The 25,450-nt window shown below is 69.2% G+C and carries 23 protein-coding genes; 8 read left to right on the top strand and 15 right to left on the bottom strand.

Annotated elements, in window-relative coordinates:
* Positions 1 to 56: 56 nt before the first annotated feature.
* The 5 genes from HOV77_RS16370 to gap form a co-directional block, all read right to left on the bottom strand.
* The gene (locus HOV77_RS16370; protein WP_290863131.1) at positions 57 to 1,619 is read right to left on the bottom strand and encodes a lipase family protein; all 1,563 of its coding nucleotides are present in this window, start codon (positions 1,617 to 1,619) and stop codon (positions 57 to 59) included.
* Positions 1,620 to 1,650: 31 nt separating this feature from the next.
* A complete protein-coding gene (locus HOV77_RS16365; protein ID WP_290863129.1) occupies positions 1,651 to 2,034 on the bottom strand; it encodes a hypothetical protein in 384 nt (127 codons plus the stop codon).
* A gap of 232 nt (positions 2,035 to 2,266) precedes the next feature.
* Positions 2,267 to 3,706, bottom strand: a complete 1,440-nt coding sequence (locus HOV77_RS16360; protein WP_290863128.1) for an MFS transporter — start codon at positions 3,704 to 3,706, stop codon at positions 2,267 to 2,269.
* A gap of 2 nt (positions 3,707 to 3,708) precedes the next feature.
* Positions 3,709 to 3,897 carry a heavy metal-associated domain-containing protein gene (locus tag HOV77_RS16355; RefSeq protein WP_290863221.1) on the bottom strand — a complete coding sequence of 63 codons (189 nt, stop codon included), beginning with the start codon at positions 3,895 to 3,897 and terminating at the stop codon, positions 3,709 to 3,711.
* A 183-nt stretch (positions 3,898 to 4,080) separates the two neighbouring features.
* The gene (gene gap / locus HOV77_RS16350; RefSeq protein ID WP_290863127.1) at positions 4,081 to 5,082 is read right to left on the bottom strand and encodes a type I glyceraldehyde-3-phosphate dehydrogenase; all 1,002 of its coding nucleotides are present in this window, start codon (positions 5,080 to 5,082) and stop codon (positions 4,081 to 4,083) included.
* A 98-nt stretch (positions 5,083 to 5,180) separates the two neighbouring features.
* Here gap and HOV77_RS16345 point away from each other — a divergent pair, with 98 nt between their 5' ends.
* Positions 5,181 to 5,753: an ABATE domain-containing protein gene (locus HOV77_RS16345; protein WP_290863125.1), complete on the top strand. Its 573-nt coding sequence runs from the start codon at positions 5,181 to 5,183 to the stop codon at positions 5,751 to 5,753.
* A 13-nt stretch (positions 5,754 to 5,766) separates the two neighbouring features.
* On the opposite strand, the gene HOV77_RS16340 is transcribed toward HOV77_RS16345, so the two are convergent.
* Positions 5,767 to 6,465: a hypothetical protein gene (locus HOV77_RS16340; RefSeq protein ID WP_290863123.1), complete on the bottom strand. Its 699-nt coding sequence runs from the start codon at positions 6,463 to 6,465 to the stop codon at positions 5,767 to 5,769.
* 321 nt (positions 6,466 to 6,786) lie between these two features.
* A complete protein-coding gene (locus HOV77_RS16335; RefSeq protein WP_290863121.1) occupies positions 6,787 to 7,464 on the bottom strand; it encodes a response regulator transcription factor in 678 nt (225 codons plus the stop codon).
* Between the two features lie 66 nt (positions 7,465 to 7,530).
* On the opposite strand from HOV77_RS16335, the gene HOV77_RS16330 reads away from it, so the two are divergent.
* Both HOV77_RS16330 and HOV77_RS16325 read left to right on the top strand, forming a co-directional pair.
* Entirely contained in the window at positions 7,531 to 8,700 is a 1,170-nt protein-coding gene (locus tag HOV77_RS16330; RefSeq protein ID WP_290863119.1) for a sensor histidine kinase, read from the top strand.
* Between the two features lie 155 nt (positions 8,701 to 8,855).
* Positions 8,856 to 9,812, top strand: a complete 957-nt coding sequence (locus tag HOV77_RS16325; RefSeq protein WP_290863117.1) for a linear amide C-N hydrolase — start codon at positions 8,856 to 8,858, stop codon at positions 9,810 to 9,812.
* A gap of 71 nt (positions 9,813 to 9,883) precedes the next feature.
* On the opposite strand, the gene HOV77_RS16320 is transcribed toward HOV77_RS16325, so the two are convergent.
* Together HOV77_RS16320 and HOV77_RS16315 are read right to left on the bottom strand one after the other, a co-directional pair.
* Complete coding sequence (locus HOV77_RS16320; protein WP_290863115.1) at positions 9,884 to 11,173, bottom strand: hypothetical protein; 1,290 nt, start codon at positions 11,171 to 11,173, stop codon at positions 9,884 to 9,886.
* A 65-nt stretch (positions 11,174 to 11,238) separates the two neighbouring features.
* Positions 11,239 to 11,748: a hypothetical protein gene (locus tag HOV77_RS16315; protein WP_290863113.1), complete on the bottom strand. Its 510-nt coding sequence runs from the start codon at positions 11,746 to 11,748 to the stop codon at positions 11,239 to 11,241.
* Between the two features lie 199 nt (positions 11,749 to 11,947).
* Here HOV77_RS16315 and HOV77_RS16310 point away from each other — a divergent pair, with 199 nt between their 5' ends.
* The gene (locus HOV77_RS16310; protein WP_290863111.1) at positions 11,948 to 12,664 is read left to right on the top strand and encodes a VOC family protein; all 717 of its coding nucleotides are present in this window, start codon (positions 11,948 to 11,950) and stop codon (positions 12,662 to 12,664) included.
* Here HOV77_RS16310 and HOV77_RS16305 read toward each other — a convergent pair.
* Together HOV77_RS16305 and HOV77_RS16300 are read right to left on the bottom strand one after the other, a co-directional pair.
* Positions 12,661 to 15,471, bottom strand: a complete 2,811-nt coding sequence (locus HOV77_RS16305; RefSeq protein ID WP_290863110.1) for a BTAD domain-containing putative transcriptional regulator — start codon at positions 15,469 to 15,471, stop codon at positions 12,661 to 12,663. The two genes, HOV77_RS16310 and HOV77_RS16305, sit on opposite strands and share 4 nt — an antisense overlap.
* A gap of 87 nt (positions 15,472 to 15,558) precedes the next feature.
* Entirely contained in the window at positions 15,559 to 16,518 is a 960-nt protein-coding gene (locus tag HOV77_RS16300) for a cellulose binding domain-containing protein (RefSeq protein WP_290863108.1), read from the bottom strand.
* A 198-nt stretch (positions 16,519 to 16,716) separates the two neighbouring features.
* Between HOV77_RS16300 and HOV77_RS16295 the strand changes: the two genes are divergently transcribed.
* Positions 16,717 to 17,655 (top strand): hypothetical protein, encoded by a 939-nt coding sequence (locus HOV77_RS16295; RefSeq protein WP_290863106.1) that lies wholly within the window; start codon positions 16,717 to 16,719, stop codon positions 17,653 to 17,655.
* 2 nt (positions 17,656 to 17,657) lie between these two features.
* On the opposite strand, the gene HOV77_RS16290 is transcribed toward HOV77_RS16295, so the two are convergent.
* Positions 17,658 to 18,158: a hypothetical protein gene (locus tag HOV77_RS16290; RefSeq protein WP_290863104.1), complete on the bottom strand. Its 501-nt coding sequence runs from the start codon at positions 18,156 to 18,158 to the stop codon at positions 17,658 to 17,660.
* 175 nt (positions 18,159 to 18,333) lie between these two features.
* Here HOV77_RS16290 and HOV77_RS16285 point away from each other — a divergent pair, with 175 nt between their 5' ends.
* On the top strand, positions 18,334 to 21,381 hold the full coding sequence (locus HOV77_RS16285; RefSeq protein WP_290863102.1) for a glycoside hydrolase family 9 protein: 3,048 nt from the start codon (positions 18,334 to 18,336) through the stop codon (positions 21,379 to 21,381).
* 89 nt (positions 21,382 to 21,470) lie between these two features.
* Here the strand turns inward: HOV77_RS16285 and HOV77_RS16280 are convergent, their stop codons facing one another.
* A complete protein-coding gene (locus tag HOV77_RS16280; protein WP_290863100.1) occupies positions 21,471 to 22,499 on the bottom strand; it encodes a LacI family DNA-binding transcriptional regulator in 1,029 nt (342 codons plus the stop codon).
* Between the two features lie 310 nt (positions 22,500 to 22,809).
* Between HOV77_RS16280 and HOV77_RS16275 the strand changes: the two genes are divergently transcribed.
* Both HOV77_RS16275 and HOV77_RS16270 read left to right on the top strand, forming a co-directional pair.
* The gene (locus HOV77_RS16275; RefSeq protein ID WP_290863098.1) at positions 22,810 to 23,871 is read left to right on the top strand and encodes a lipocalin-like domain-containing protein; all 1,062 of its coding nucleotides are present in this window, start codon (positions 22,810 to 22,812) and stop codon (positions 23,869 to 23,871) included.
* A gap of 34 nt (positions 23,872 to 23,905) precedes the next feature.
* A complete protein-coding gene (locus HOV77_RS16270) occupies positions 23,906 to 24,532 on the top strand; it encodes an LUD domain-containing protein (RefSeq protein WP_290863096.1) in 627 nt (208 codons plus the stop codon).
* 69 nt (positions 24,533 to 24,601) lie between these two features.
* Here the strand turns inward: HOV77_RS16270 and HOV77_RS16265 are convergent, their stop codons facing one another.
* Positions 24,602 to 24,865: a hypothetical protein gene (locus HOV77_RS16265; RefSeq protein ID WP_290863094.1), complete on the bottom strand. Its 264-nt coding sequence runs from the start codon at positions 24,863 to 24,865 to the stop codon at positions 24,602 to 24,604.
* An 83-nt stretch (positions 24,866 to 24,948) separates the two neighbouring features.
* On the bottom strand, positions 24,949 to 25,398 hold the full coding sequence (locus HOV77_RS16260; protein ID WP_290863092.1) for a MarR family transcriptional regulator: 450 nt from the start codon (positions 25,396 to 25,398) through the stop codon (positions 24,949 to 24,951).
* Positions 25,399 to 25,450 lie beyond the last annotated feature (52 nt).

The following is a 25,450-nucleotide window of genomic DNA, read 5'->3' as shown; positions in this document are numbered from 1 at the left end:
CGAATCTTCCGCTGATCATGGCCGCCCATGATCAGCGCTCGGCGGACACGCGAGGGTCAGATGCGGCCGAACAGCCAGCCGCCCGCCCTCCCGTCGCCGAGGCAGAAGTCGCGTACCGCCAGCTCGATCTCGTCGGCGGTGATCGTGCCCGACCCGTCGGCGTCCAGCTCCGTCATCGTGCGATCGATCTGCTCCGCCGTCAGGTTGCACGCACTCAGCAGCCGGGTCAGCTCGGCGCGGTCCAGCGCTCCGTCGCCGTCCGCGTCGACCAGCTCCACGACCGAGCGGGCCAAGGGGCGTACCGCGTCGTCGAAGAGCGAGGTCCGCGCGGCGGTCGCGGTCCACGCCAGGTACTCCTCGCGGCTGACTCGTCCGTCGCCGTCCGCGTCGGCCTCGGTGGCGATCGCCCGCCACAGTCGCGAGTAGCCCTCCCGCACCGCGTCGGCCTGCGGCGAGCGTGGCGCTTCGCCCAGCGCGAGGACCAGCCGCAACGCGAACCCGGTGTAGTCGTCCCGCGCCAGGAATCCGTCCCCGCTCGCGTCCAGCAGGCTGAATCGGCACTCCCGCGCCGGTCCCGGTGGGTGGTCCATCGATCGCGCGGCCCACTCCAGCGCATTCGGCAGGCCATCAGCGAGTACGCCGATGTGATCGGCCTCGGCGCAGTGCACGAGGTCGGCCTCGGTGCCCGCCGTTCGGAGCGCCTGGACGAAGGGTTCCATGACGGCGACGGGCACGATGGTGTCGCGTACGCCGGCGTGCACGAGCGTGGGCCGGTCCAGCGCCGTGACGGGCGCGTCGATCCGGTCGAGCAGGTCGGCGACCTGACGGCGTTGACCGAGGCCGGCGGTGCCGGCCGCGTCGTTGGTGACCTCGGCACACGCCCGGGCCATCTCCTTGAGCGTCGCCCGCTGCGCGAGCCGGGTCAGCCGCATGCCTTCGCCGGTGAGGAACTCCTCCGGCCGCAGCTGGGGATGGCTCACCTGCAGCCCGGCCAGGAAGATCGGGATCACCCAGGGGGTGGGCGCATCGCCGTCGGCGGTCAGCACGGTGAACATCTCGCGCAGCCCGATGGCCGGCCCGAAGGTGACCGAGCCCCGGAAGTCCAGCTCCGGGGCGTACGCCGTGGCGATCATCGCGGTGTAGTGAGCGGCGTGACCGCCCTGCGAGAACCCGGCGACGATCCAGCTCCGGCTCAGCGGGCGATCCAGCCCGTGTGCGGCGCGGACGGCGTCCACGATGTCGTCGGCGACCGCCTCGCCGTTGAAGTACGGATGTTCGCCCTGACCGGCGAGACCTTCGTAATCGGTTGCGGCGACGGCGTACCCGGCGGCCAGCCAGCCGTCGACGTGCGCTCGCTCCGGCTTCGACAGACCGGTACGCGACGGCGACGCCCGGTGGTGCAACCCGGTCGTCCCATGGGCGAACGCCACCACCGGCCATCCGTCGGCGGGTGGGGTCCCGTGCGGCAGGAAGGCCGAACCAGTGATCAGCTTCGGCAGCCCGTCATATCCGGTGCCCTGATAGAACAGCCGGTACGCAGCCGCCGCCCGATCGGGTCGCAGCGCCGGAGGCAGCGACTCGTGCTTGATCAGAGTTCCTGGTGAACGGCGCGTCGGCATACGCAAAACAGTACAAAACAGACTGTCGGCCTCAGCGGAGCCAGGGGCGTACGCGCCGAGCCGTGACCAGCACCGCGATCGCGATCGCCGTGATGACCGCTTGCGAGACGACCGCCATTCCGGACGCCATGTGCAGTCCGTAGGTGGCATACGCGTTAGCCGCCGCGTCGGTGACGAACACGAAAGCGCTGAGATACAGACCGGCCGCACGCCGCGACCACAACAGCGCTGCGGCCAGGGGATCGAGCAGGGTCAGCGACGTGAAGTACGCCGCGAGCCAGCCCGGCGCCCAGGCATACGGCGGCCAGCCGCCGGTCGCGAGCTGTACGACGTGGACGATGCCGCCGTAGCTCAGGACCACGATCTGCGCGCCCAAGATCCACCGAATCGGGCGGGGCACCTCTCGCCAACTCACCGGCTCAGTATCGGCAAGAGGAGCAACGGTGCCGAGCCTCCGGGACTTGTGTGCCCGTGGTGTGCGATTTCGAGGCGATTTTCATGATCGAGTACCGCTGGTATGCGCTGACGGGCCGATTTGCGCATATGAAGGGCGCTTGTTGCCCGCGATCGGCTCGAAAACGCATACCACCGGCACGGAACGTGCGACGGCCCGGAGCTGACTGCTCCGGGCCGTCGTCGGGAGGGGGTCAGACGGAGGTCGTCGTCCGCTGCTCGGCGGGCACGATCTCGGTCGATCCAGTGTGGACGGACGGACGCCGTAGGGTGAGCGCCGCCAGCACCGCACCGGCCAGCGCGACCAGCGCCGTGACGGTGAACGCGGTGGTGTAGCCGATGGTCAGCTCGACCGGGTCGGTGGTCTGCCCCGCGCCGTTGGCGACCGCGACGGCGGTCATCGCGGCGAGGCCGAGCGCCGAGCCGACCTGGTAGGTGGTGTTGACGATGCCGGATGCGAGGCCGCCCTCGGCCGGGGCGACGCCGCCGATCGCGGTCATCGTGGCCGGGATGAAGGCCAGCGCCATGCCGGCTGCCGCGACCAGGGAACCCGGCAGGACGTCGGCTGCGAAGGACCCGTGCGGGTCGGCCAGGGCCAGCAGCCCTAGTCCGGCCGCGAGGACGAGCAGTCCGGTGATGATCAGCGGGCGGGCGCCGAATCGGGCCAGCAACCGGCCGGTGACCCCGATCATGCCGATCATGATGAGGGCGGTCATCGGCAGCAGGGCCGCGCCGCTGGCGAACGATCCGAAGCCGAGAACCTGCTGGATGTACAGGTTCAGGAAGTACCACATCGGAATCCAGGCCGCGCCGAGCAGCGCCATCGAGATGTTGGCCGCCGCCAGTCCGGGCGTACGCCAGATGCGCAGGGGCATGAGCGGTGCGCGTACCAGTCGCTGAAGAAGCAGGAACCCGGCGATCAGCGCGACCGAAGCCGCGAGCTGGCCCAAGGTCGTGGCCGAGGTCCAGCCGTTGGCCGGCGCGGTGACCAGCGCCGCCACGGCGAGCGCGAGACCCGCGGTGACCGCGAGCGCGCCTGCGAGGTCGGTGCTGCTGCGGCGGCCGGGGACTGCGGGCAGGGTGGCCGGGGTGAATGCGAGGGTGAGCAGGCCGATGGGCACGTAGATGACGAACACCCACGGCCAGGTCAGCCACTCGGTGATGACGCCGCCGAGGAAGACGCCGGCGGTGCCACCGGCCGGGGCCGCCGCGCCGTAGAAGGACATGGCCTTGGGCAGCTCGGTCGGCTGACCGGCGAACAGCACCATGAGCAGTGTCATCGCAGCCGGGGCGAGCAAGGCCGCGCCGGCGCCCTGGACAGCGCGGCCGGCGATCTCGACGCCGGGCGTCGTGGCGGCCGCGGCGAGGACGGAACCGGCGATCAGGACGAGCCATCCGGTGGCGAACACGCGGCGCGCGCCGAACAGGTCGGACAGCCGGCCGCCGAGCAGCAGGAGCCCGCCGAACGCGACGGCGTAGCCGTTGAACACCCACTGCAAACCGCTGGGGCTGAAGCCCAGGTCTTGCTGCATGCGGGGGAGCGCGACGGCGATGATCGAGGTGTCCATGATGACCATGAACTGGGCGGTGGCGAGGACGGCGAGGGCCCACCAGCGCCGGGGATCGGGGTTCATGACTAGCCTTTCGAAGTTTCGAGGTGGTAGCCGGCCGCCGTGACGGCGGCGGCGATCGCTTGCTCGGACGCGGGGCCACCGACGGTGACTCGCCCGGCCCGGAGGTCCACGCTGACGCCGGTGACTCCCGGTACGCCGCTGACGGCGTCGGTCACCTTCGTCGCGCAGGACTGGCAGGTCATGCCCGCCACGCTGAACTCACGGCCGTCGACGACGGCGGGCGTGGCGGAATCGCTTGTCTGGCAACAGGTGCACATGGCTTGCCTCCTCGAAAGGATACCCCCCATGGGTATCCTGCCCGGAGACCGTAGCATACCCCCTGGGGGTACGCAAAGGGGCGGCCCGAGTGGGCCGCCCCGTCAGGGAAATGGCTGTCAAGCGGTCATATGCACCATGGTGTCGAGCAGGCGGTTGGCGAAGCCCGTCTCGTTGTCGTACCAGCCGTAGATCTTGGCCTGCGTACCGCCGACGACCTTGGTCAGGCTCGCGTCGAAGATGCAGGAGGCGGGGCTGCCGACGATGTCGCTCGAGACGATCGGATCCTCGGTGTACTCCAGGACTCCGCGCAGCGGACCTTCGGCGGCTGCCCGGAAAGCAGCATTGATCTCGTCCGGCGTGGTCTCCCGGCTGAGCTCCGCGGTCAGGTCGGTGAGCGAACCGACGGGCACCGGCACGCGGATCGAATAGCCGTCGAGCTTGCCGCTCAGCCGCGGCAGGACCAGGCCGATCGCCTTCGCCGCCCCGGTCGTGGTCGGGATCAGATTCAGCGCCGCGGCGCGCGCTCTCCGCGGGTCGCGATGCGGCCCGTCCTGCAAGTTCTGATCTTGCGTGTACGCGTGAATGGTGGTCATCGAGCCGCGCTCGATGCCGAAGACGTCGTCGAGCACCTTCGCCATCGGGGCGAGACAGTTCGTCGTGCACGACGCGTTCGACACGATCGTGTGGCGGTCCGGGTCGTACAGGTCGTCGTTGATGCCGATCGCCAGCGTGAGGTCCTCGTTCTTCGCGGGCGCGGAGATCAGCACCCGCTTCGCACCCGCGTCGAGATGCGCACGAGCCTGGTGTGCGTCGGTGAACCGGCCGGTCGACTCGACGACGAGGTCCACGCCCAGCTCTCGCCACGGCAGCCGGGCCGGATCCCGCTCGGCCAGTACGGCGATCTTGGTTCCGTCCACCTCGATGGCGTCGTCGCCACCCGAGACGCTGACGGGCAGGGTACCGGCGGTCGTGTCGTACTTGAGCAAGTGCGCGAGCGTACGCGCGTCGGTCAGGTCGTTCACGGCGACGACTTCGACGTCCTCGCGGCGGCGCAGCTGAGCCCGGAGCAGCGCCCGGCCGATGCGGCCGAACCCGTTGACGCCCACACGGACGGTCATGATGACCAACCCCCATCACGTAACCATTAGGTCCGGTTACATGATGGCCGTCTTCGCGAAACCAGTCAAGGTGGTTACACGCTGGCTACCATGAGGTGGTGGAATTCAACTTCTTCGGCGGCGACCTCGCGCTCGATCTGACCGGCACGCTGGGCCGGCGGCACGGTGGCACCCCCGTGGAGTTCCTGCCCGCCGCTGCCGACCTGGAGCGCTGGCTCATCGCGGCCGGCATCGGCGACCCCTCGGCGCGGGCCGACGACTCAGATCTCGCGTACGCCAAGACTCTCCGCGAAGCCGTTTACCGCCTCGCGTACGCGGCGATGACGGGAGCCGCCTTCGACCCAGGTGACCGCGACATCGTGAACGAGGCGGCGGCGGTCGCACCCCCGCTCGTGCAGATCGACGACGCCGGGGTGCTCGTCCGGTTGGGCTCGGTGCGGGCGTCGCTGTCGCTCGCCGCCCGGGCCGCCATCGCGCTCGTCACCGGCCCGTCGGCGACCCAGTTGCACGAATGCGAAGGGCCCGCCTGCACGCGGATGTTCCTCGACAACTCCGCCCGGGGAACCCGCCGCTGGTGCGACATGAGCCGGTGTGGCAACCGGGCCAAGGTCGCCAAGTTCCGCGCCCGTCATACCGCCGAATCGGCCGTCTCGGGCCAGGCAAAGTCTTGATCGGCGGCTGGCGTCACTCCCAGGGAGATGTGAAGTAGACACCGAACACCGACACGATGATGAGCGCCTGATTCTTGTAGCCTGCCGTGGCAGAGGCGCGATCGAGCGGTTCGCGACGGACGACATAGGGACCGCCCACGTCCGGCGATGGCCACACGAACGGCGATGCGTCGATGTGGCAATGCGTGGGTTTCGGTCGGCGGTCGTCGATCCAGTCGACGGCGATCGACCAGTCCCCGGCGGAACGCACCTCGGCGGGCGGCGACGGTCCGAGGTACGAGTAGACGAGTTGCGGGCAGGACATCAGCCGACCATCGGCGTCGATGCCGTTGCGCTGCAGGAAATTCTCAAGTCCGTCGAGGTTTCCGGCGCTGTAACTGCCGGCGTGCTTGGCCGCGGCGTCGACGCGACGCAGGATCGACACCAGGTCGGCCCTTCCGCCGGACAGTACCGTCTCAGTCCGTTGCGTGCATTTGACGCGGTATTCGGTGTGCCGGCCCGCCATCTCGCCTTTGCCACCGATGCACCAGTCTTCGGCTCCTGTGGCAACTTCGAGTAGCTCGGTGTCACGGGTGATGCTTCTGAGCAGGCCGGCGGCGTACGCCTCCGCGGCGGTTCGGGCCGCTTTCGTGGCGGTTTCCTCGGCGGTCGCTCGGATCTCGTCCGGAGTCGGCCCGCGGTCGTAGCGGAGGAGGCCGCAGCTGCCGACCATGACGGCGGCGAGGACCCACGCCGTGCCCCTGATGATCGACAATACCCGATGCATGATTCAGCTTAAGGCGGCCTGCATGGACGAAACATCCGTCGTGGAACTCATGGTTGTCTAAGCCGTGCAACTCACCCGCCACAGCGCCCGGCCGACGTGCAGCGGCTGCCTGCATGCTGTGGTCGTGCCGCCTGCGCGAATACTTCGCCATTCTCAGCCAGGTCCGCGACGAGCGGATCACCGGAGAACCGGCTCCGGTCGCCCGCGCCCAGCAGGAATTGGTCGACCGCCGGGCCGAGACCTCAAGATCGAATTCGGTGAGCAGCTTTAGGCGTCAGGCGCTTCGCCGCGGGATCGGCGCGGAACCACCAACCCGGCCTCGTACGCGAGGATCACCGCCTCGGCTCGGCTAGCCAGCCCGAGTTTCGCCAGCACCCGGTTGACGTGTGTCTTCACGGTGGCGTCCGTGATCTCCAGCCGATCACTGATGTCTCCGTTGGACAGTCCGTGGGCGATCAGCCGCAGGATCTCCGTCTCGCGGGAGGTCAGCGTACGCAGCTGAGCCGGGTTCTGCGACGGCGTTGGGGCGTACGCGTCGATGAGGCTCCGGACGACCGTGGGGTCGAAGAGCATGCCCCCGTACGCAACGGTGGTGATCGCATTGAGGAGGCGCTCCGGCGTAGTGTCCTTCAGCAGGTAACCACTCGCGCCCGCAAGCAGCGCTCGATAGACGTATTCGTCGTGGTCGTAGGTGGTCAGGACCAGTACGCGCGGCGGAGTCTCGCCGGCCGCCGCGAGGATGCGCCGAGTGGCCTCGATGCCGTCGACGCCCGGCATCCGTAGATCCATCAGCACCACGTCGGGGTTCGTGCTCGCGGCGAGCTCGACGGCCTGCTCGCCGTCACTGGCGTCGCCCACCACGCTGAGTTCGGGTGCGGTCTTGATCAGTGCCACCAGGCCGCCGCGGATGAGGACTTGGTCTTCCACGACGAGCACCCGGATCACCCGAGAAGGGTGCCGCACCGGCCCCGGACGGTCAAGCCTTCCCAGCTTCCGGCGCTATGGTGTCGCGTGCCCTTCTCCCAGCTGCGCCGCCACCACGGGCCGGTCATGCTCGACATCGGACTCGCGGTCGGCTGCACGACGGTGGCGATGCTGCTCGGCCGGGAGATCCACGAGGACTTCAAAGCGTTCGACGGCCCGGGGTATCTGCTCACCGTGGCGGCGAACATGCCGCTGTTGTTCCGTCGCCGGGCACCCCTGACCACCCTGATCTGCTGCGCCGCCGGTTGGCTGGCGTTCATCGTCGCGGGATACTGGCCGGCCCTCAACCCGTACGCCACCGAGGTCGCGTACTTCACCGTCGCGTCGGACCGGCCGCGGCGCGTCTCGATCCCGGCCGGTGCGATCGGCGCGAGCGTGTGGACCTACGCCGGACTCATCAGCCGCCATGCGTCGATGGCCAGCGTCGGCGCGCTCAGCATCGCCGTCACCGCCATCCTGTGGAAGTTCGGGGACAACGCCCGCCTGCTCGCCATCCGCAATCGGGAACTGGCCGAGGCGACCGAGCGGCTCCGCCGCGAGCAGGCCGAGCGCGCCCGCCGGGCCGTCGTCGACGAGCGGCTCCGCATCGCCGGAGAGCTGCACGACATCGTCGCGCACCACATGTCGGTCATCTCGATCCAGGCAGGTGTCGCCGGCCGGGTCCTGCCCGCCGACCCGCCCACCGCCCAGGACGCCGTCGAGGTGATCGCCACCTCCAGCCGCGAGGGCCAGCAGGAGCTGCGGCGCATGCTGGGACTTCTGCGTACGCCGACCGCCGTGGTCGAGGACGAGGACGCCGCGCTGCCCGCTCCCGGTCTCGCCCGGCTCGACGCGCTGCTCAGTCGCGTACGCGCCGCGGGGGTCGACGTCACGGTCGACGTGATCGGTGTACGCCGGGCGCTCCCACCGGGGCTGGATCTGTGTGCGTACCGCATCGTGCAGGAGTCCTTGACCAACGTCCTCAAACACGCCGGTCCGACAAGCGTGACCATCACGTTGGTCTTCGACACGGACCGGTTCACCGCGACCGTTCGCGACGAGGGCCGCCGTCCGGGTACGCCGTCCGTCATCGCGGAACCGGACGGTTCGGGACACGGCCTCATCGGCATGCGTGAACGGGCCGCCCTCTACGGCGGGACGCTCGACGCCGGACCGGACGGCCCGGGGTTCGCGGTGCGGCTGACCTTGCCGCTCTAGATCAGGCCACGCCGTTGACCACGAGGTTGATGATTCCGCTATTCGTGGTCACCGATGTCCCTCGAGCGAGTCGGCCCCTGCGATCCCGAATCGGCGTAGGCGCTGTGGCTTTTGTCCTAATCTGAGCGAGACGGAGGAGAAGGCCGGAGGCTGAGATGTGTACGCGTGTGTTGTGGGACAGCGGTCAGGGCATGCTCGTCGGGCGCAACATGGACTGGCGGGAGGACCTGGGCACGAACTTGTGGATGATGCCGAGGGGTGCGCAGCGGACCGGATTCACCGACGACCCTCATCCGCTGACGTGGCAGGCGGAGCAGGCGAGCGTCATTGCCGGGGTCTTCGACAAGGCCGCGACAGACGGCATCAACGAGGCGGGACTGGGCGCGCACCTGTTGTGGCTGGCCGAGTCCGACTTCGGCGACCGGGACCCGTCGTTGCCCGCGCTTCCGGTGTCGATGTGGACGCAGTTCTTCCTCGACCGGTTCGCGACCGTCGCCGAAGCCGTCGACTACCTGGAGCAAAACCCTTTCCAGGTACGCCCCCAGGGCGGACCGTCCGGCACGACCGCGACGGTGCACCTGGCGCTGGACGACGCGAGCGGAGACTCTGCGGTCTTGGAGTATCTCGGCGGTCGGCTGAAGGTCCACCACAGTCACGACTACGACGTGATGACGAACTCGCCGCCGTTCGAGGAGCAGCTGGAGCACCTCAAGCAGTACGAAGGGTTCGGTGGCGACCGCCCGCTGCCCGGCACCACGGAGGCGGCGGACCGTTTCGTCCGGGCGGCTTACTACGCCGAGCGGCTGCCGAAGGTGGACAACCCGCCCCGGGGATACGCTGCCTTGCTGAGCGTCATGCGTAACGCCGCTCAGCCGTTCGGCACCGCCGATCCGGCTCGGCCGAACATCTCGATGACCATCTGGCGTACGCTCGCCGACCTGTCGCGGCGGGTCTACGCCTTCGAGTCGTCGTTCAGCCCCGACATCGTCTGGGTGCACCTCGACCGGCTCGATCCGACGATCACGCAGCGTCTGGAGCTCGTCGGTCATGACCTCGCCGGCGACGTGACCGATCGCTTCGAGCCGGCCGAGTTCGCTTTCAAGGGGATCTAGCGCGTTACGTGCAGATCATGGTTACGCATGCCTCCAGTGCCCGGGAAGCATGCGTAACCGTGATCCGCAGCTCAGAAGCGGGTCAGGCCGTAGAGGACTCGTTTGCCGTAGTACTCCGCCACCGAGTACAGCCGATTGCTGGAGCCGTCATAGGACAGGTCTTCACATCCGATGGCGGTCGTTCTGCTCGATGTGGACAGAATCGTCCCGGCCGTACTGCTGTAGTCGAACCGATGCGTCGTTCCATAGCTGCCACCGTTGCTGGCGTTGAAGTAGTACGTGTTGCCGACGGTCACCACGCCCTGAACGCGTTCGAGGCCGTGGGCGTATGCGTCGGCGGGGGTGCCGTTGGTCAGGCCGCTCCCGCTGAGGTTCCAGCGAGCCACCCGGCTCGTCGTGTTGCCGGTCGGGCAGTACTCCGCGACGCTCAACCGCGCCGGGGAGGTGCTGCGGTCCAGACCTACATTGGAGAACCGCAGCGGGCCGTAGCCGAGGCAGGTGCTGCCGTTCCAGGTGGTGGCCTGACTCCAGCGGCCGATCTGCGGAAGCATGAAGCGGTAGCCGAAGCTGTAGAACGTGCCGCTCTGCCGGCCCATCTGCGTCTTGTCGCCATAGTCGGTGGGGTATCCGCTCTGCTGCTGCTTGCTCATGTCGAAGAACTGGTTCATGTTGAAGACCCGGAAGCCGTTGTCGGTGTCTGCGACGTACAGCAGGTTCCCGTACCAGGCGATCCCACCGGCGTGCACCGGCACGGCCTTGTAGGAGGCGTTGCCGTAGCTGTTGTAGAACGGCTCGACCAGGATCACGTTGCGGTAGTCGAGAGTGAGCGGGTCGAGCAGGCTGATGCGAGTGCCCTTGCTGCGATACATGTCCGTCGACACCTTGTTCGTGTCGGTGCATCCTTGCGTGCTGTCGGCGTCGTCGGTGCTGCTGCAGTTGTCGTACCAGCTGACGACGATGCGTGAGCCGCTCGCGCTCAGCGCCGTGCCGGACGAGTCGTAGCTGGTCGTCACGCCCTGGGGCACCCACTCGGGGGAGTTGTCGTCGCCGTCGGTGAAGCACACCGGGCTGAGGCCGGCGGGCAGCGCCTCGCTGCACGAGGACTGGTTGGCGGTGTCGGGCAGGCTGACACCGCTGCGGGTGACCGCGCCGACGAATCCGGTCAGCGCGTTGATCACGGTCTGCATGGAAGCGCCGGAACCGTTGAGGTTCTCCGCGGTCGTGGAATAGCTCAGCACGAAGTCCGAGGTGCTGACGGGACTGGCGACGGCAGCGGACGGGCTCACGATGATCGCCGCCAGCGAACTGGCGGCGATCATCGTGGTCACGGCGGAAATGCGTAACGATGTATGGAAAGACATGAAGATATAGTAAAGACTTCACGAATTCTCCGGTAGAACCGTGAAGACTTGACGGGTGCGGCCGGTCATCCGTCGAGCCGCCACAATGCCTGGTCGGCGCGGGCTGTCGCCGGAACGCGGTGCCGGACGAGGATCGCGAGGTTCTCGAAGTAGCGCTGCCACCGCTGGTCGTCGTAGGTCTGCGCGTGGCGGAGCGTACGCTCGGCGACGATCAGCGGTTCCAGCCGGTCCCACATCGACACGACCGACGAGCCCATGTACCCGGCGACCAGATCGAGATCGACGATACCGTGGGCGACCAGTGCTCCCAGGTTGTCGTAGTAGCACGACAATCGCCGGATGAGTTCGCGACCGTCGCCGGGGATGCCGCTGAGCCCATGATTCGTCTCGAACTCGGTGTACGAGGTATAGACGAACCGGCGGGCCTCGGCCAGGTCGCTGCCGCGATGCTCACGGAAGAGGTCGACGACCATATCGACCGAGTTCGCCTGCCGGGACAGGGTTATCGCGCGCCAGCCGACTACCGCCGACAGGGCCAGCGATAGCAGTGAAAGAACCAGCGCCGTGATCTCCATCGGTCCTCCCCGCGCCCTCGGCCTGATGATCACATACAGTGACAGGTGAGCTACGGCGAGCCTAGGCAGCGCCGCTGGCCTGGTGGAATGCGCCGGACAGTGGACTGTGGACGGGAATCGGGCGGCGGGATCGGCCCAGTTGGGCGGACTTCGTCCCACCGGTGCGGACTTCGACTTACCAGTCAGCGAGGATGGCGGGATGATCGGCGAACTGAAGACCATCGTGATCGACGCGCCCGACATCGCGGCGCTGTCGTCGTTCTACACGTCGCTCGTCGGCTGGACTCAGCGGTACGCCGACGCCGAGTGGATCACGCTCACCAGCGACGACGGCTGGCGGATCGGATTGCAGGCCGCTCCGGACCATCGCCCGCCGACCTGGCCGACGCAGGACCGGCCGCAGCAGGCGCACCTCGACTTCCGGGTGCCCGACGTCGCGGCGGCCACCGCGCAGGCGGTCGGGCTCGGGGCGACGCTGCTGCGCGAGAACGACACCTGGAACACCCTGGCCGACCCGGCCGGGCATCCGTTCGACCTGTGCCTCAACCGCGACGATCTGCGTACGACGATGCTCGGAATCATGCTGGACTGCCCGGACGCCAAGGCGCTCAGCACCTTCTACAGCGAACTGCTCGGCAAACCGATCACCTACGACGTCGACGGCATGGTGATGATCGGCGAAGAGGGTGCGCGCCCGGTCTGCTTCCAGCAGGTCGCGGAGTACGCACCACCGCGGTGGCCGGATCCGGCGTACCCGCAGCAGTTCCACCTGGACATCATGGTCGACGACATCGAGACCGGTGAGCAGCAGGCGCTCGCGATCGGAGCCACCCGGCTGCCCGGCGACGGCGAGAACTGGCGGGTCTACGCCGACCCGGCCGGCAAGCCGTTCTGCCTGCTGTGGAGCGTCGCCTAGGCGGCCAGCTTCGACCGGATCGCCGCCGCTTCGGGGTGCTCGATGTCGTCGAAGATGGCCAGCGCCGCCCGCCAGCTCCGGCGAGCGGTGTCATGCTCCCCGGCGCTCGCCTGGGTGTCGCCGAGCCGTGCGAGGTGCGACGCCTCATGGCGGCGGTCGCCCATCTCCCGGCTCTGCCGGACGGCCCGCTCGTAGTAGCCGATCGCTTCCGGGAAACGCCCAAGCTGGTGGTACGCGTGTCCGAGGCTGTCCCAGACGTCCGCCATGGTGGCCCGTTCGCCGAGTTCCTCCAAGATCGGCAGTGCCCGCTCGCAGTAGGCGATCGCAGTCTCGTGGTCGCCGACGAGGCTGTGCGTCCACCCGACACCGTTGTACGCGACGGCGAGGACGCCCCGGTTCCCGGACGCTTCGGCGAACTCAAGCCCCTTGAGCGCATGTCGTAGCGCGTCATGATGACGCCCCTGCTGCTCGAAGAACCACATCAGGCCGATGTGCGTACGCGCGCTGCCAGTGTGGTCGCCTGCTTCGGCGTACAAGTCGATGGCTTGCAGGCTGTGCTTGTGCGCCTGGTCGGTCTGACCGAGCATCATGTACGCGTAGACCAGCCGCCGGTGAATGTCGGCCTGACCGACCGCGTCGCCGAGCCGGGACGCGGCCCGCAGCGCCGCCTCCTGGACGCTGACCTGATGCGGCCAGTAACCGCGCCACAGGAGGAAGGTCGCCATCGACCAGCCCAGCTGCTGGATGTGCCGGTCGAAGCGGGGATCGGTGGTGCCGTCCATGACGGCCAGCAGGATGGCCAACTCGTCGGTGAGCCACTGCCGGGCGCCGGTGTTGTCGGTGAACGTCGTGACGACGACGTCGGCGGACGCCGGCACGGGCGTGATCGGATCGCGGGCCGCGGGCAGCCAGGCGTCGGTCGCGTGCGCGCTGAGCAAGTAATGGTCGAGCATGCGCCGCTGGGCGGCGTGCCGGTCGTCCGCACTGTCGTCGGTTCGGCCGAGTTCGGCGGCGTAGGCGCGGACCAGGTCGTGCAGGCTGTAGCGGCTGGGGACGTGCTCGGTCAGCAGGTGCGCGGCGCACAGCTCGTCGAGCTGCCGGCGGGCCCGCCCGACCGGGAGACCGGCGAGGCTGGCCGCCGCCGCCAGGCCTATGTCGGGACCCGGATGGAGGCCGAGCATCCGTAACAGCCTCGCCGTCTCCGGACTCAGCGCGTGAAAGGACCACGAGAAGACCGCCCGCAGGTCGGTGGCGGCGTCCGGCCCGGTGAGCGCGTCGAGCCGGTTGGCCGTGTCGGTCAGTTCCGCCGCCAGCGCCGACAGCGGCAAGGTGGGCCGGGTGGCCGCCCGGGCGGCGACGATCGCCAACGCCAGCGGGAGCCCCGCACACGCCGTGACGATGGTGTCGACCGCGTCCGGTTCGGCGGCGAGCCGATCCGGGTCGAGCCGGCGGGCCAGCAGGTGCCGGGAACGATCGCCGTCGAACCCCTCCAGCCACAACGGCCGGGCGCCTTCGGCGGCGACCAGGCTCGCGAGGTCACTACGGCTCGTGACCAGCACCATGCTGCCCGATGAGCCGGGCAGCAACGGCCGGATCTGCTCGGCGTCCCGGGCGTTGTCGAGCACCAGCAGCATCCGGGCGTCGGCGAGCCGTCCCCGGTAGAGGCCCATCTGAGCCTCCATTGTGGTCGGAAGCTTCGCGGGCGGCACGCCGAGCAGTTCGAGCAGCGTACGCAGGGCGTCGCCGGACGACATCGCCTGCCCGCCGGGATCGAATCCCCGCAGGTTGAGGTAGAGCTGACCATCCGGGAACCGATCGCGTACGCGGTGTGCCCAGTGCACGGCCAGCGCGGTCTTGCCGATGCCGCCGCCGCCCCCGATGGTCGCGATGACCGTCGCCGACGGGGGATCCCCGGCGCGATCCAGGATGTCGTTGAGCTGTTTGAGCCCGTCGTCTCGCCCCACGAATCCGGCGATGTCGGCGGGCAGCTGCGTCGGCGCGTCGATTCTCGATGCGGCGTTCGCCGGCGTCTTCTGCGCGGGCGCAGCGGCCGGCCGAGCACGCTCCGGCCCGCCGACGAGGTGCGGGTCTTGCTGTAGCACTCGGTTGTGGAGGTCGCGAAGCGCCGGACCGGGTTCGCTGCCGACATCGTCGACGAGGCGTTGCCGCAGCGTCCGGTAGTGCGCCAACGCATCCGCCTGGCGGCCTGACGCGTACAGGGCGAGCATGACCTGACCGGCGAGGCGCTCGTCGAACGGATGCCGGTCGAGCGCGGCGGTGAGCTGGGGGAGGAGCGCGGCGTGTTGCCCCGTACGCAGCAGCACGTCGTTGTGGTCGAGCACGGCCGCCCAGTGTTCCCGGTCGAGCCCGTCGGCGACCGTGTGCAGCCATTCGCTGTCGAGATCGTCGAACGGCGTACCGCGCCAGAGCGCGAGCGCGTCGCGCCAAAGCTCGGCGGCTTCGGCGTCGGCGGCGGCACGCGCCCGTCCGACGAGCCGGCGAAAGCGATGCAGGTCAACGGTTTGCGGATCGACGTCGAGCAGGTAGCCCCGGCCGCGCCGGACGAGGGCCGGCCCGCCCGCCGCCTCCAGCGCCGTACGCAACCGCGACAGGTAGGTGTGCAGGGTTTCCCGGGCTCGTTGCGGAGCCCGCTCACCCCAGACACGGTCGACGAGTTGCTCGGTGGTTATGGATGTGCCCGGTTCGACCAGCAGCACGGCCAGAACAGTACGTTGCCGGGTGGGCCCCAACTCGACAGTCCCGTCGAGTCCGTCGGCCACCACCGGTCCCAAGACGCAGAACCGCAAGACGCCCCCTTTCCGCCCGAGTGCGGGCGGTGTGTGCGGATAACACCGTAGGCGATAGCCGCCAGGGGATCTACGCGTACGCCGTGGTCAAACCGTCAGGCAGGGCACTCCGTTGAGGGTGAACGCGGTCGGGGCCGGGTTGGCGCCGCTCCAGGTGGCCTGGAAGCCGAAGGACTGCGAGCCGCCGCCCGCCGCGATGGAGGCGTTGTATGCGAGGTTGGTGACCGCGACCGCTGCGCCCGTTTGGGTGTGGCTTCCGTTCCACACCTGAGAGATCTGCTGGGTGCCCGGGTAGGTCCAGCCCAGGGTCCAGCCGGTGAGCGCGGCCGGGCCGGTGTTGGTGATCCGCACGTCGGCGTTGAAGGCGCCGTCCCATTGGCTGGTGACGCGGTACGCCACGGTGCAGGTGGGCGTCCCGACGTCGGTCGTCGTCACGGCGAGCGGAGGTTGCGGCATGAGCGGGGACTGGTTGCCCGCCGCGTCCAATGCTGCAACGGCGAAGCCGTAGGTGGTCGCCGGGCTGAGCCCGGTGACGACGATCGTGTGAGCCGTCGTGCTCGCGACGGGGATCAGCGGTCCACTGCCCTGCGATCGATAGATGCGGAAGAGCGCGGCCACATCCCACGCCGGGCCTTGCCAGGTCAGCCGGACGGAGGTGCCGGTGATCTCGGAGGCCGCGAGCCCGAAGATCGGCCCGGGTGGTTCCAGATCGCCCGGCAAGGTGGTGACAGTGAGCGCTCCAGAGGGTGTCGACCGGTTGCCCGCGGCGTCGAACGCGATGACGTAGAACGTGTTCACCGAGCCGCGCAGCAGGCCGGTCACGGTAGCGGTAGGCGCTGTCGGGGTGGCGACGCGCTGGATGTAGTCGGTGTGCTGCCGGAACAGCTCATAGTGGTCCACGCCGACGTCGTCGGTGGCCGGGGCCCAATTGAGGACGACGCTGGTCTCGGTGAGATCGGACGCGATCGGCGTTCCAGGCGCGGTGGGCGGTGCGGTGTCGGCGGCGTGAGCCGGCGCGGCGGACAGGAGAACGAGCGCACTCGCCATCGCTGCTAGTGAGACCAACCTGCGAATGCGCATGATCATCCTCCGGAACCGGGCGGGATAGGGCATCTTCGATGGAAGCGCTCCCAGTCTCGCCAGAACCGTGCCGTGTTGTCAACGCGACGCTTGCCGGCGCTGGTCGCGGGATGCAACCGACCCGGTGGTTGTGACGTCGAACGCCGGGTGATGATCGTTGGGAGCGTGCTCGTTCTACTCGCGTTGTCGGCCGGTTATGTCGCCGGTCGGCGGTCCCCGGATCTCGGCGGATCCGTTCGCCGGTGGATCCGGCGGCGGCCCGCTCCATCCGCGCCGACGCGAGCGTGGCGGGGACGGTCGCGGCTGGCGGTGGTCGCGGTCGCGTTCCTGGCGACGGCTCCGGTGTGGCCGCTGATTCAGCCCGGCCGGATGGGGGACGAACTGCTGGAGCTGGCTGAGGTCGCGGTGCTCGTTCCGATCGTGCTGCTGTTCCCCATCGCCTGGAGTCTGCTCGGCGGATCGTTGCCTTACGCCCGGCGCATCGCGCTGTTGCTCGCCGCGTCCGTCGCCGGATGGTCACTGTGGACGGTCACCTTCGGTACGTACGCCTCGCCGCCGACGGTCGACGACGGGCTGCGGTGGCACCTGCTCGGGACAGGCGTCGTCGTCGTGGCGGCCACCGTCTATGAGGCGCGTTGGCGGGGAATCCAGAACAGCCGCCGATGGCTGGCCGGCGTCGTGGTGGGGATGGCCGGACTGGCGGTGGCGGTGGTGGTCCCCGTCGTCGGCGCGGTGCGTACGCCGCCGCCGGCCGACGCGATCCTGCCGCTGCCCGCGGCGATGACCATTGTCCAGGAGGAAGTCGGGTGTGGTCTTCCCGAGCCGGGCGGCTTCGGCCCGTACACCTGCTCCCGGCGGTATACCGTTCGAGCCCCGTCCGCGCTGAGCAGCCAGGAGATGATGCGTACGCTCGCCGACCACCTGCGGCGGGCGAAGGGCTGGCCGATGGAGTCCGCCGGTTCGGGCACGTTCCAGTTCGCCTGTCGCCGGGTCGGCTGGCTCAACCCGTACGCGTCCTGCGTGGAACTTCGGGTCGGCCAAGAGCCGGCGACCGTGAAGATCGCGCTCAGTTATGACAACGTGCGCGACCACGTCGTCTACTGACGCTACTTCGCCGTGGGCAGGCCCCATTGGTCGAACTCCCGGCGCAGCCGCGCCGCAGCCTGCTTCCCGGCGGTCATCCGGACCATCAGCACGAAGTTCGCCCGCCACGCGTGATGGTGTCCTTTGCTGCTGCCGCGGCCGAGTCTGGGTTCGCGCAGCCGGCCGTCGGCCTCGACGTCCGAGGTGACGAGGTGGGCGAGTTCATGCAGGCACGCGTGTTCACACCGGCTGACGTCCCGCCGATCGGCCGCGGCGATCTTGATTCGGCGCTCGGCGGCGTCGGCGTGACTCCTTCCCCGGCCGCCCACCACGGTGACGGGTGCATCGTGGGCTGGAAACGCGGCGGTGAACCAGCCGAGCCGCTGAACGACGGCGAGGTAGCGAGCGCAGTCCTGGAGGGCTATCGCACCGTCCCTCGGGACGAGTAGTTCGAGGCCGAGCCGGCTGGCCGGCAAGCTCGCCGCCAGCTGTGCGTCGTACGCCGACTGCTGGAGCCTGGTCAAAGAGCTCTCTCACCCGTTCATGTCGAGATGGTGCCCGTGCGATAGGAAACGGTAGGCGATGCCGCGAGCGAACGGTGGCCATCGATTGACATGCGCTGCGAAGGCTGGCAACATGCCCAGAATGCTGGGAGCGCTCCCATTCTCTCAGCGCGACTTTCCGGGAAGGGACCGCCCCATGTCTCATGCCTTCCGGCGGATCGGTGGTGCGCTCGGCGCCGCCTTGCTCGCCATCATCTCGGCCAGCACCTCGGCAGCGCCCGCTCAGGCGGCGCCGGTCGAGCACATCTCGAACGGCTCGTTCGACACGGGCACCGACCCGTGGTGGGCGACCGCCAACACCGCCCTCACCGTCGACTCTGGACGGATGTGCGCGGACGTCCCGTCCGGCAGCGCCAACCCGTGGGATGTCAGCGTCGGCTACAACGGCGTACCGCTGATCGACGGGGCCGACTACACGCTGCGCTTCGCCGCCTCGGCCAGCGTCGCGACCACCGTCAAGGCCAACGTCCAGCTCAACGAAGCGCCGTACACGGCCGCACTGTCCCGCGACGTCGCGCTCACGCCCACGGCGCAGACGTTCACCTACACCTTCACGGCCGGGCTCGACTCGGCCAACGGCACGCTGACCTTCCAGCTCGGCGCGGCCACGGCGTACACCTTCTGCGTCGACGACGTCTCCCTGTCCAGTGTGGATGCCACTCCCGGCGGCGGCGGCGCCGAGCAGGTCGACAACGGCGACTTCGGCGACGGAACCTCCGGCTGGTACACCTACGGCACCACGGGAACCGGTGTCGTGGACGGACGCCTGTGCACCACCGTGCCGAGCGGGCTGGCCAATCCGTGGGACGCCGGGCTCGGCCAGAACGACGTGTCGCTGCTCGCCGGGCACGAATACGCGTTCTCCTTCGACGCCTCCGCCGATCCCGGTGCCACCGTGCGAGTCGTCGTCCAGCTCGGCGCTTCGCCGTACACCTCGTATTTCGCGCGCGACATCCCGATGACCGCGGCCGGTGGGCACTTCGCGTACACCTTCACCGCCACCGAGGACACCGACGCCGCGCAGGTCGCCTTCCAGGTGGGCGGCAACACCGCGGCCTACACGCTGTGCGTCGACAACGTCTCGCTGCTCGGCGGCGAGGAGGAGCCGCCCTACGTCCCGGACACCGGTCCGCGGGTGCGCGTCAACCAGGTGGGCTACCTGCCGACCGGCCCCAAGCACGCCACGCTGGTCACCGACGCGACCACCGCACTGCCGTGGGAACTGCGCAGCAGCGCGGGCTCCGTCGTCGCCTCCGGCCAGACCACGCCGCGCGGTCTCGACGCCGCTTCCGGGCAGAACGTCCACACGATCGACTTCAGCGGGTACGCCACGGCCGGAACCGGGTTCACGCTAGTGGCCGACGGGCAGACCAGTCATCCGTTCGACATCGGCGCGGTGTATCAGCAGCTGCGCTCGGATTCCCTGCAGTTCTTCTACATCCAGCGCAGTGGCATCGCCATCGACGGTTCGCTCGTCGGCGACCAGTACGCTCGCCCGGCCGGGCACGTCGGCGTGGCCCCCAACCAGGGGGATGTCGACGTGCCGTGCCAGACGGGTGTGTGCGACTACCGGCTCGACGTACGCGGTGGCTGGTACGACGCCGGTGACCACGGCAAGTACGTGGTCAACGGCGGCATCGCGACGGCGCAGCTGCTGAGTGCGTACGAGCGGACGAAGACCGGGGTGACCGGCCGGTTCGGTGCGGGACTCGGCGACTCGACGCTGCGCCTGCCCGAACGGGGCAACAAGGTGCCGGACGTGCTCGACGAGGCGCGCTGGGAGCTGGAGTTCCTGCTGCGTATGCAGGTCCCGGACGGTCAGGCGCTGGCCGGGATGGTCCACCACAAGGTCCACGACCGGAACTGGACCGGCCTGCCGTTGCAGCCGCAGGACGATCCGCAGCCGCGTGAGCTTCATCCGCCGTCCACGGCGGCCACTCTCAACCTCGCAGCGGTGGCCGCCCAGGGCGCTCGGCTGTTCGCCCCGTACGACAAGGCGTTCGCCGATCGCGCGTTGGCGGCGGCGAAGAAGGCGTACGCGGCGGCGAAGGCCCACCCGGCGATGTACGCCGACCCGAACGACGGCAACGGCGGCGGTACCTACAGCGACAACGACGTCAGCGACGAGTTCTACTGGGCTGCGGCCGAGCTGTACCTGAGCACCGGTGCGGCGGCATACCTCGCCGACGTCACCGCGTCGAGCCACCACACCGGCGACGTGTTCAGCGCGACCGGGTTCAGCTGGGGCAGCACCGCCGCCCTGGGCCGGCTCGACCTCGCCACCGTCCCGAGCGGTCTGCCGGCGGCGGACAAGTCCCGCGTACGCCAGTCGGTGCTGACCGCCGCCGACGCGTACCTCGCCACCCAGGCCGGTCAGGCCTACGGGCTGCCCATGCCCGGCTCGGCCGGATCGTACTTCTGGGGCGGCAACAGCAACGTCATCAACAACGCGATCGTCCTCGCGACCGCGTACGACCTGTCCGGCGTGGCCGCGTACCGCAACGGCGCGGTCGAGGCGATGGATTACATCCTCGGCCGCAACGCCCTCAACCAGTCCTATGTGACCGGCTGGGGTGAGCACGCGTCGGAGAACCAGCACACGCGCATCTACAGCCACCAGCTGAACGCGGCCCTGCCGCACCCGCCCGCCGGATCGCTCGCCGGTGGTGCGAACGCGGGCCTGGACGATCCGTTCGCGCAGAAGCTGCTGGCCGGGTGCAAGCCGATGTTCTGCTACGTCGACGACATCAACTCGTACGCGACCAACGAGGTGGCGATCAACTGGAACTCCTCGCTGGCGTGGCTGTCGTCGTTCCTCGCCGACCAAGGCGCAGCCCAGCCGACCGGGGGACCGGCCTGCCGGGTGACCTACGACAACTACGGTCCCTGGGCCGACGGCTCGGGCTTCACCGCCCAGCTGGCGGTCACCAACACGGGTACGACCACGGTCGACGGCTGGACGATCCGGTTCGCCTTCACCGGTGACCAGAAGATCCGGGAAGGCTGGATGGGCCGGGTGACCCAGTCCGGTGCCGTCGTCTCGGCCGCCAACGAGTCCTACAACGCCCGACTGCAGCCGGGTGCTACCGCTTACGTCGGCTTCAATGCGACAACGAGCGCTACGTACGCCAATCCGAAACCGGCGCTGGTGACCCTCAACGGAACACCCTGCACCGGACCGTGATCGGCTCCGCCTGAGTCATCGTGACTGGCGTAGCAGGATCGCAGCCAGCTCGGCCCCGTGCGGGCCGAGCTGGCTCACGAGCGGGAACCTCACGCCGGCGGCGCGGTGCTGCCCCGCACGACGAGGGTCGTGGCGAGTTCGACGCGGGTCTGTTTCGGGGTCTGCCCGGCGGCCAGGGCGACGGCGAACTCCGCGGCGGCGGCGCCCATCGCCGCGAACGGCTGGCGCACCGTGGTCAGCGGCGGCGCGCACCAGGCGGCCTGTTCGACGTCGTCGAACCCGACGACGCTGAGCTGCTCGGGTATGCGCAGCCCGGCCAGCCGGGCGGCCTCGTAGACGCCCAGCGCCTGAAGATCGTTGCCACAGACGACGGCAGTAGGCGGTTCGGAGCGGCGTAACAGTTGGAGCGCGAGGTCGCGGCCCTGCTCGAAGCTGAACAAGCCGTTTCGCAGCAGCTGCTTGTCGAACGGTACGCCCGCAGCATCCATCGCGGCACGCACGCCGTCCAGGCGAGCCCGGGCCGAGAGGTCCTTGGCCGGTCCGGAGAGCACGCCGATGCGCCGATGGCCGAGATCGAGCAGGTGCCGGGTGGCGTTGAGCGCGCCGCTCCAGTTCGTCGAACCGACGGAGACGGTGCTGAGCAGGTCGCTGGTGGGGTCGAGGGCGACCAGTGGGATGCCGTTCGCCATCAGGGTCTCGCGATGTTCGGCGGTGATGGCCGAGGAGACCGCGATCACCGCGGCAGGCTGCCGGATGAGCAGGGCGTCCACCCAGAGCGGGCCCGTTTTGGCTCGCCGGAGAACTTCCAGGTACCCGAAGGTCATCTCCTGCGCGGTGGCGACCACCTCGATGCCGCGCATGACCTCCATCGCGATCGAACTCAGCATGCCGTGGAACACGACTTCGAGATGGCGCGTCGACCGGGCGGGCGTCGACTTGCGGAAGCCGTGGTCCCGCAGCAGGGCTTCCACGCGGCGGCGGGTCTCCTCGCTGATGCCGGCCCGGCCATTGAGCACTTTGGACACAGTGGGTGCCGAGACGCCCGCGAGTTCGGCGATCGCCGTGACGGACAGGTCGCCACCGCGCCGTCGCCGGTAGGGTGCGGGGCTCTCCGACATGGCAGCGAGTGTACGCAGGAGCGCCTCCGCGCAGCGGTCGGCTGGAACGCCTACGGATTACCCCTCGCGTTATCCGGGACAAGGCGGTATTCCACGCGGGAATAGCCGCGATATCCCGGGATGATGCGCAAGCAGCAACCACCATCCGGCGGCGGCTGAGGGCCCGGATGGATAAGTCCTCGTTATGGCAGCCATCCAACAAACATCGTTGATCTTCGCCCGTGACTCCCAGAAGACTGGTCACAAGCGAATCCAGGCCTTCTCGCCTGCGTGTTCTCGCTTGTCCAACCCCCCTTCGCTAGGAGTAGAAGTGCGAAGTCATCGATCAAAGGCGGCCGTCGTCGCGGTCGCGCTCTCGGCGCTGGCCGTCACCGCCGCCACGGCGACGATGCCGGCGACCGCGCAGTCCAGCCGGCTCGCCACGACCGCCGCGCCCGCAACGACGGCCCTGTCGGCGACGTCAGCACCGGCGTTCCCGACGTTCGCCCAGCTGCCGGCCGACCAGGCCGCGCACCCGGACGCGCCGCAGGAGTGGTGGTACGTCGTGGGCCACCTCAACGCCCACGGCCACGAGTTCGGGTACGAGGTCCAGATCGTCGCCGGTGCGACGCCCCGGACCCTGATCGCCATCACCGACAAGACCACCGGCCAGTACTACACGCAGAGCCAGGTCTATCCGGTCGATCAGACGAGTTTCTCGGCCACCGAACTCGACGTGCGGGTGCCGTCGGCGACCCTGTCGGGTCCCACCGACGCCATGCGCCTGCACGCCACCCTGCCCGCCGGAACGGTCGACCTGACGCTGAGCGCGGCGGGCCCGGCGATGTACAACAACGGGACCGGCCTCATGCCGTTCCTCGGCGGCACCAGCTACTACTACTCGCTGCCTCGTCTCGTCTCCCGGGGAACCGTGACCGTCGGCGGTACGGCGTACCAGGTGACCGGGCAGTCCTGGTTGGACCGCCAGTGGGGCACGTGGGACTGGACCACCAACGACAAGTGGACGTGGATGGCACTCCAGTTGTCCAACGGAGACACGATCAACTTCTGGGACATCCTCGACCGCACGGGCGAGCACTCATACGCGACTGTGCTGCGGCCCAACGGTACGCACGAGATCGTCGCGGTCACGCCGCTCGCGGGCGGCACCGGCGACTGGTGGACCAGCCCCACGACCGGAAAGCGCTACGGAACCCGCTGGACCGTGACGATTCCCGGGCTGGACACCGCGCTCACCGTCGTCGCGATCCCGGGCCAGGAGATCCAGTCGTTCGGCGGGATCTTCGAGGGCGCGGCCGGCGTGACCGGCCGCTATCACGGCAAGCAGATCAGCGGACAGGCGTACGTCGAGCAGCTCGGCAATTGGTCGTAGACCGCGGTCCGGCACGACGAAAGGCATGCATGTGATGACCACTGCAATTTCGGAGACGCCGCCGGTCGCGGCGGCTGCGGCGAGTCTGGAGCGGGCGGCGGTGGCGCTGACCGCGCACGGGTTCACCGTCGAGATCCTCGAAGACGCTGCCGCGGCGCGTACGCGGGTGGGGGAACTGATCCCCGAGGGCGCGCTCGTGTTCACCGGGGCGAGCGAGACGCTGCGTCTGTCCGGCATCGACGACGACCTCAACGCCAGCGGCAGATACGAGTCGGTCAAGGCCCGCACGCGCACCATGGACCGCGGTACGCAGTTGACCGAGATCTGGCAGTTGCTCGCCTGCCCCGACGTCATCGTCGGCAGTGTCGCCGCCGTGACCGAGACCGGTTCGCTGGTGGCCGCCTCGATGACCGGCAGCCAGCTGGCCGGCTACTCAGGGGCGGCCGCGCGGGCGATCTGGATCGTCGGTGCGCAGAAGGTCGTGCCCGATCTCGCGAGCGCGCTACGGCGGGTCGAAGAGCACTGCCTTCCGCTGGAGAACGAGCGCGCGCTGAAGGCGTACGGGAAGCCCAGTGCGGTCAACCGGCTGCTCGTGCTGAACGCCGAGCCCCAGCCCGGGCGCGGCACCGTCCTGCTGCTGCGGGAAGCCATCGGCTTCTGACCGAGCGAGGCCCGGGGCGGCTCGCATTCCGGCGGAGACTTCGCCGGAGCGGGCCGCCCCGATCGGTGTTCAGGGTGTGACGACCACTCCGCCGAGCCCGGTCCGCCCGGCCGGCGTGCCCACGAATTCGATCAGGACACCGTCGCGGACGCGCTCACCGACTACGTCGGCGATGGCGTCGGTGACCCCGGAGACGAGGCGGGCCACGATCTCGTCGGCGTCAGGGCGATCGAACACGCCTTCCTTGATGCCGAAGGTGACGCTGGGCGACGGGGATTGCGCCGGTACGCCGCCGATGCCCCAACGGCCGGGCGGTAGGCCGATCAGCCGCACGTCTGCGATGCTCCGAGCCCACTCGCCGTAGACGGCGACGACCGCGACGGTCAGTTTCTCGATCAGGGCGGTCTCCCGGCCGGTCAGGCGGACGCCATGGTGGTGGCGTCGAGCGCGCCGGTGAGTCCGGCCAGCAGCTGCTCGAGCAGGCTTCGGTCCGTGTCGGAGAGCGGCAACGTGGACAAGTCGGCCTCGAGCCGGTCGCTTATGCGGTTGTGCAGCCGGCGTCCGCGGGGCGTCAGGTGGGCCCGGATCCGCCGTCGGTCCACGTCGTCGACGCGGCGATACACCACGTTGTCGTCCACGAGCCGATCGATCAGCTTCGTGAGCGTTGCCGGTGGCAGGAACGCCTGCTCGGAGAGGTCTGTCATCGGATGACCGGCACCGTCGGCGAGCAAGCTGATGACCCGCCAGCCCTCGGTGGTGACGTCCTCGGCGGCGAGAATCGGGAGCATCCGGCGGCTCACCAGCCGCTCAGCCCGGGTCAGCAGGCGGGCGAGGTCGGCAGGCTGATGCGGGGGCGGGACAGGCATGGCGCTCCTCAGGCTCGCGAGCAGAATCATGCTACAGAACGGCCGCAGTTGC

It is taken from the genome of Hamadaea sp., from assembly GCF_013362815.1.
Lineage (GTDB): Bacteria > Actinomycetota > Actinomycetes > Mycobacteriales > Micromonosporaceae > Hamadaea.
The sequence above is the reverse complement of the archived record's forward strand: the minus strand, read 5'-3'. Positions and strand labels throughout refer to the sequence as shown.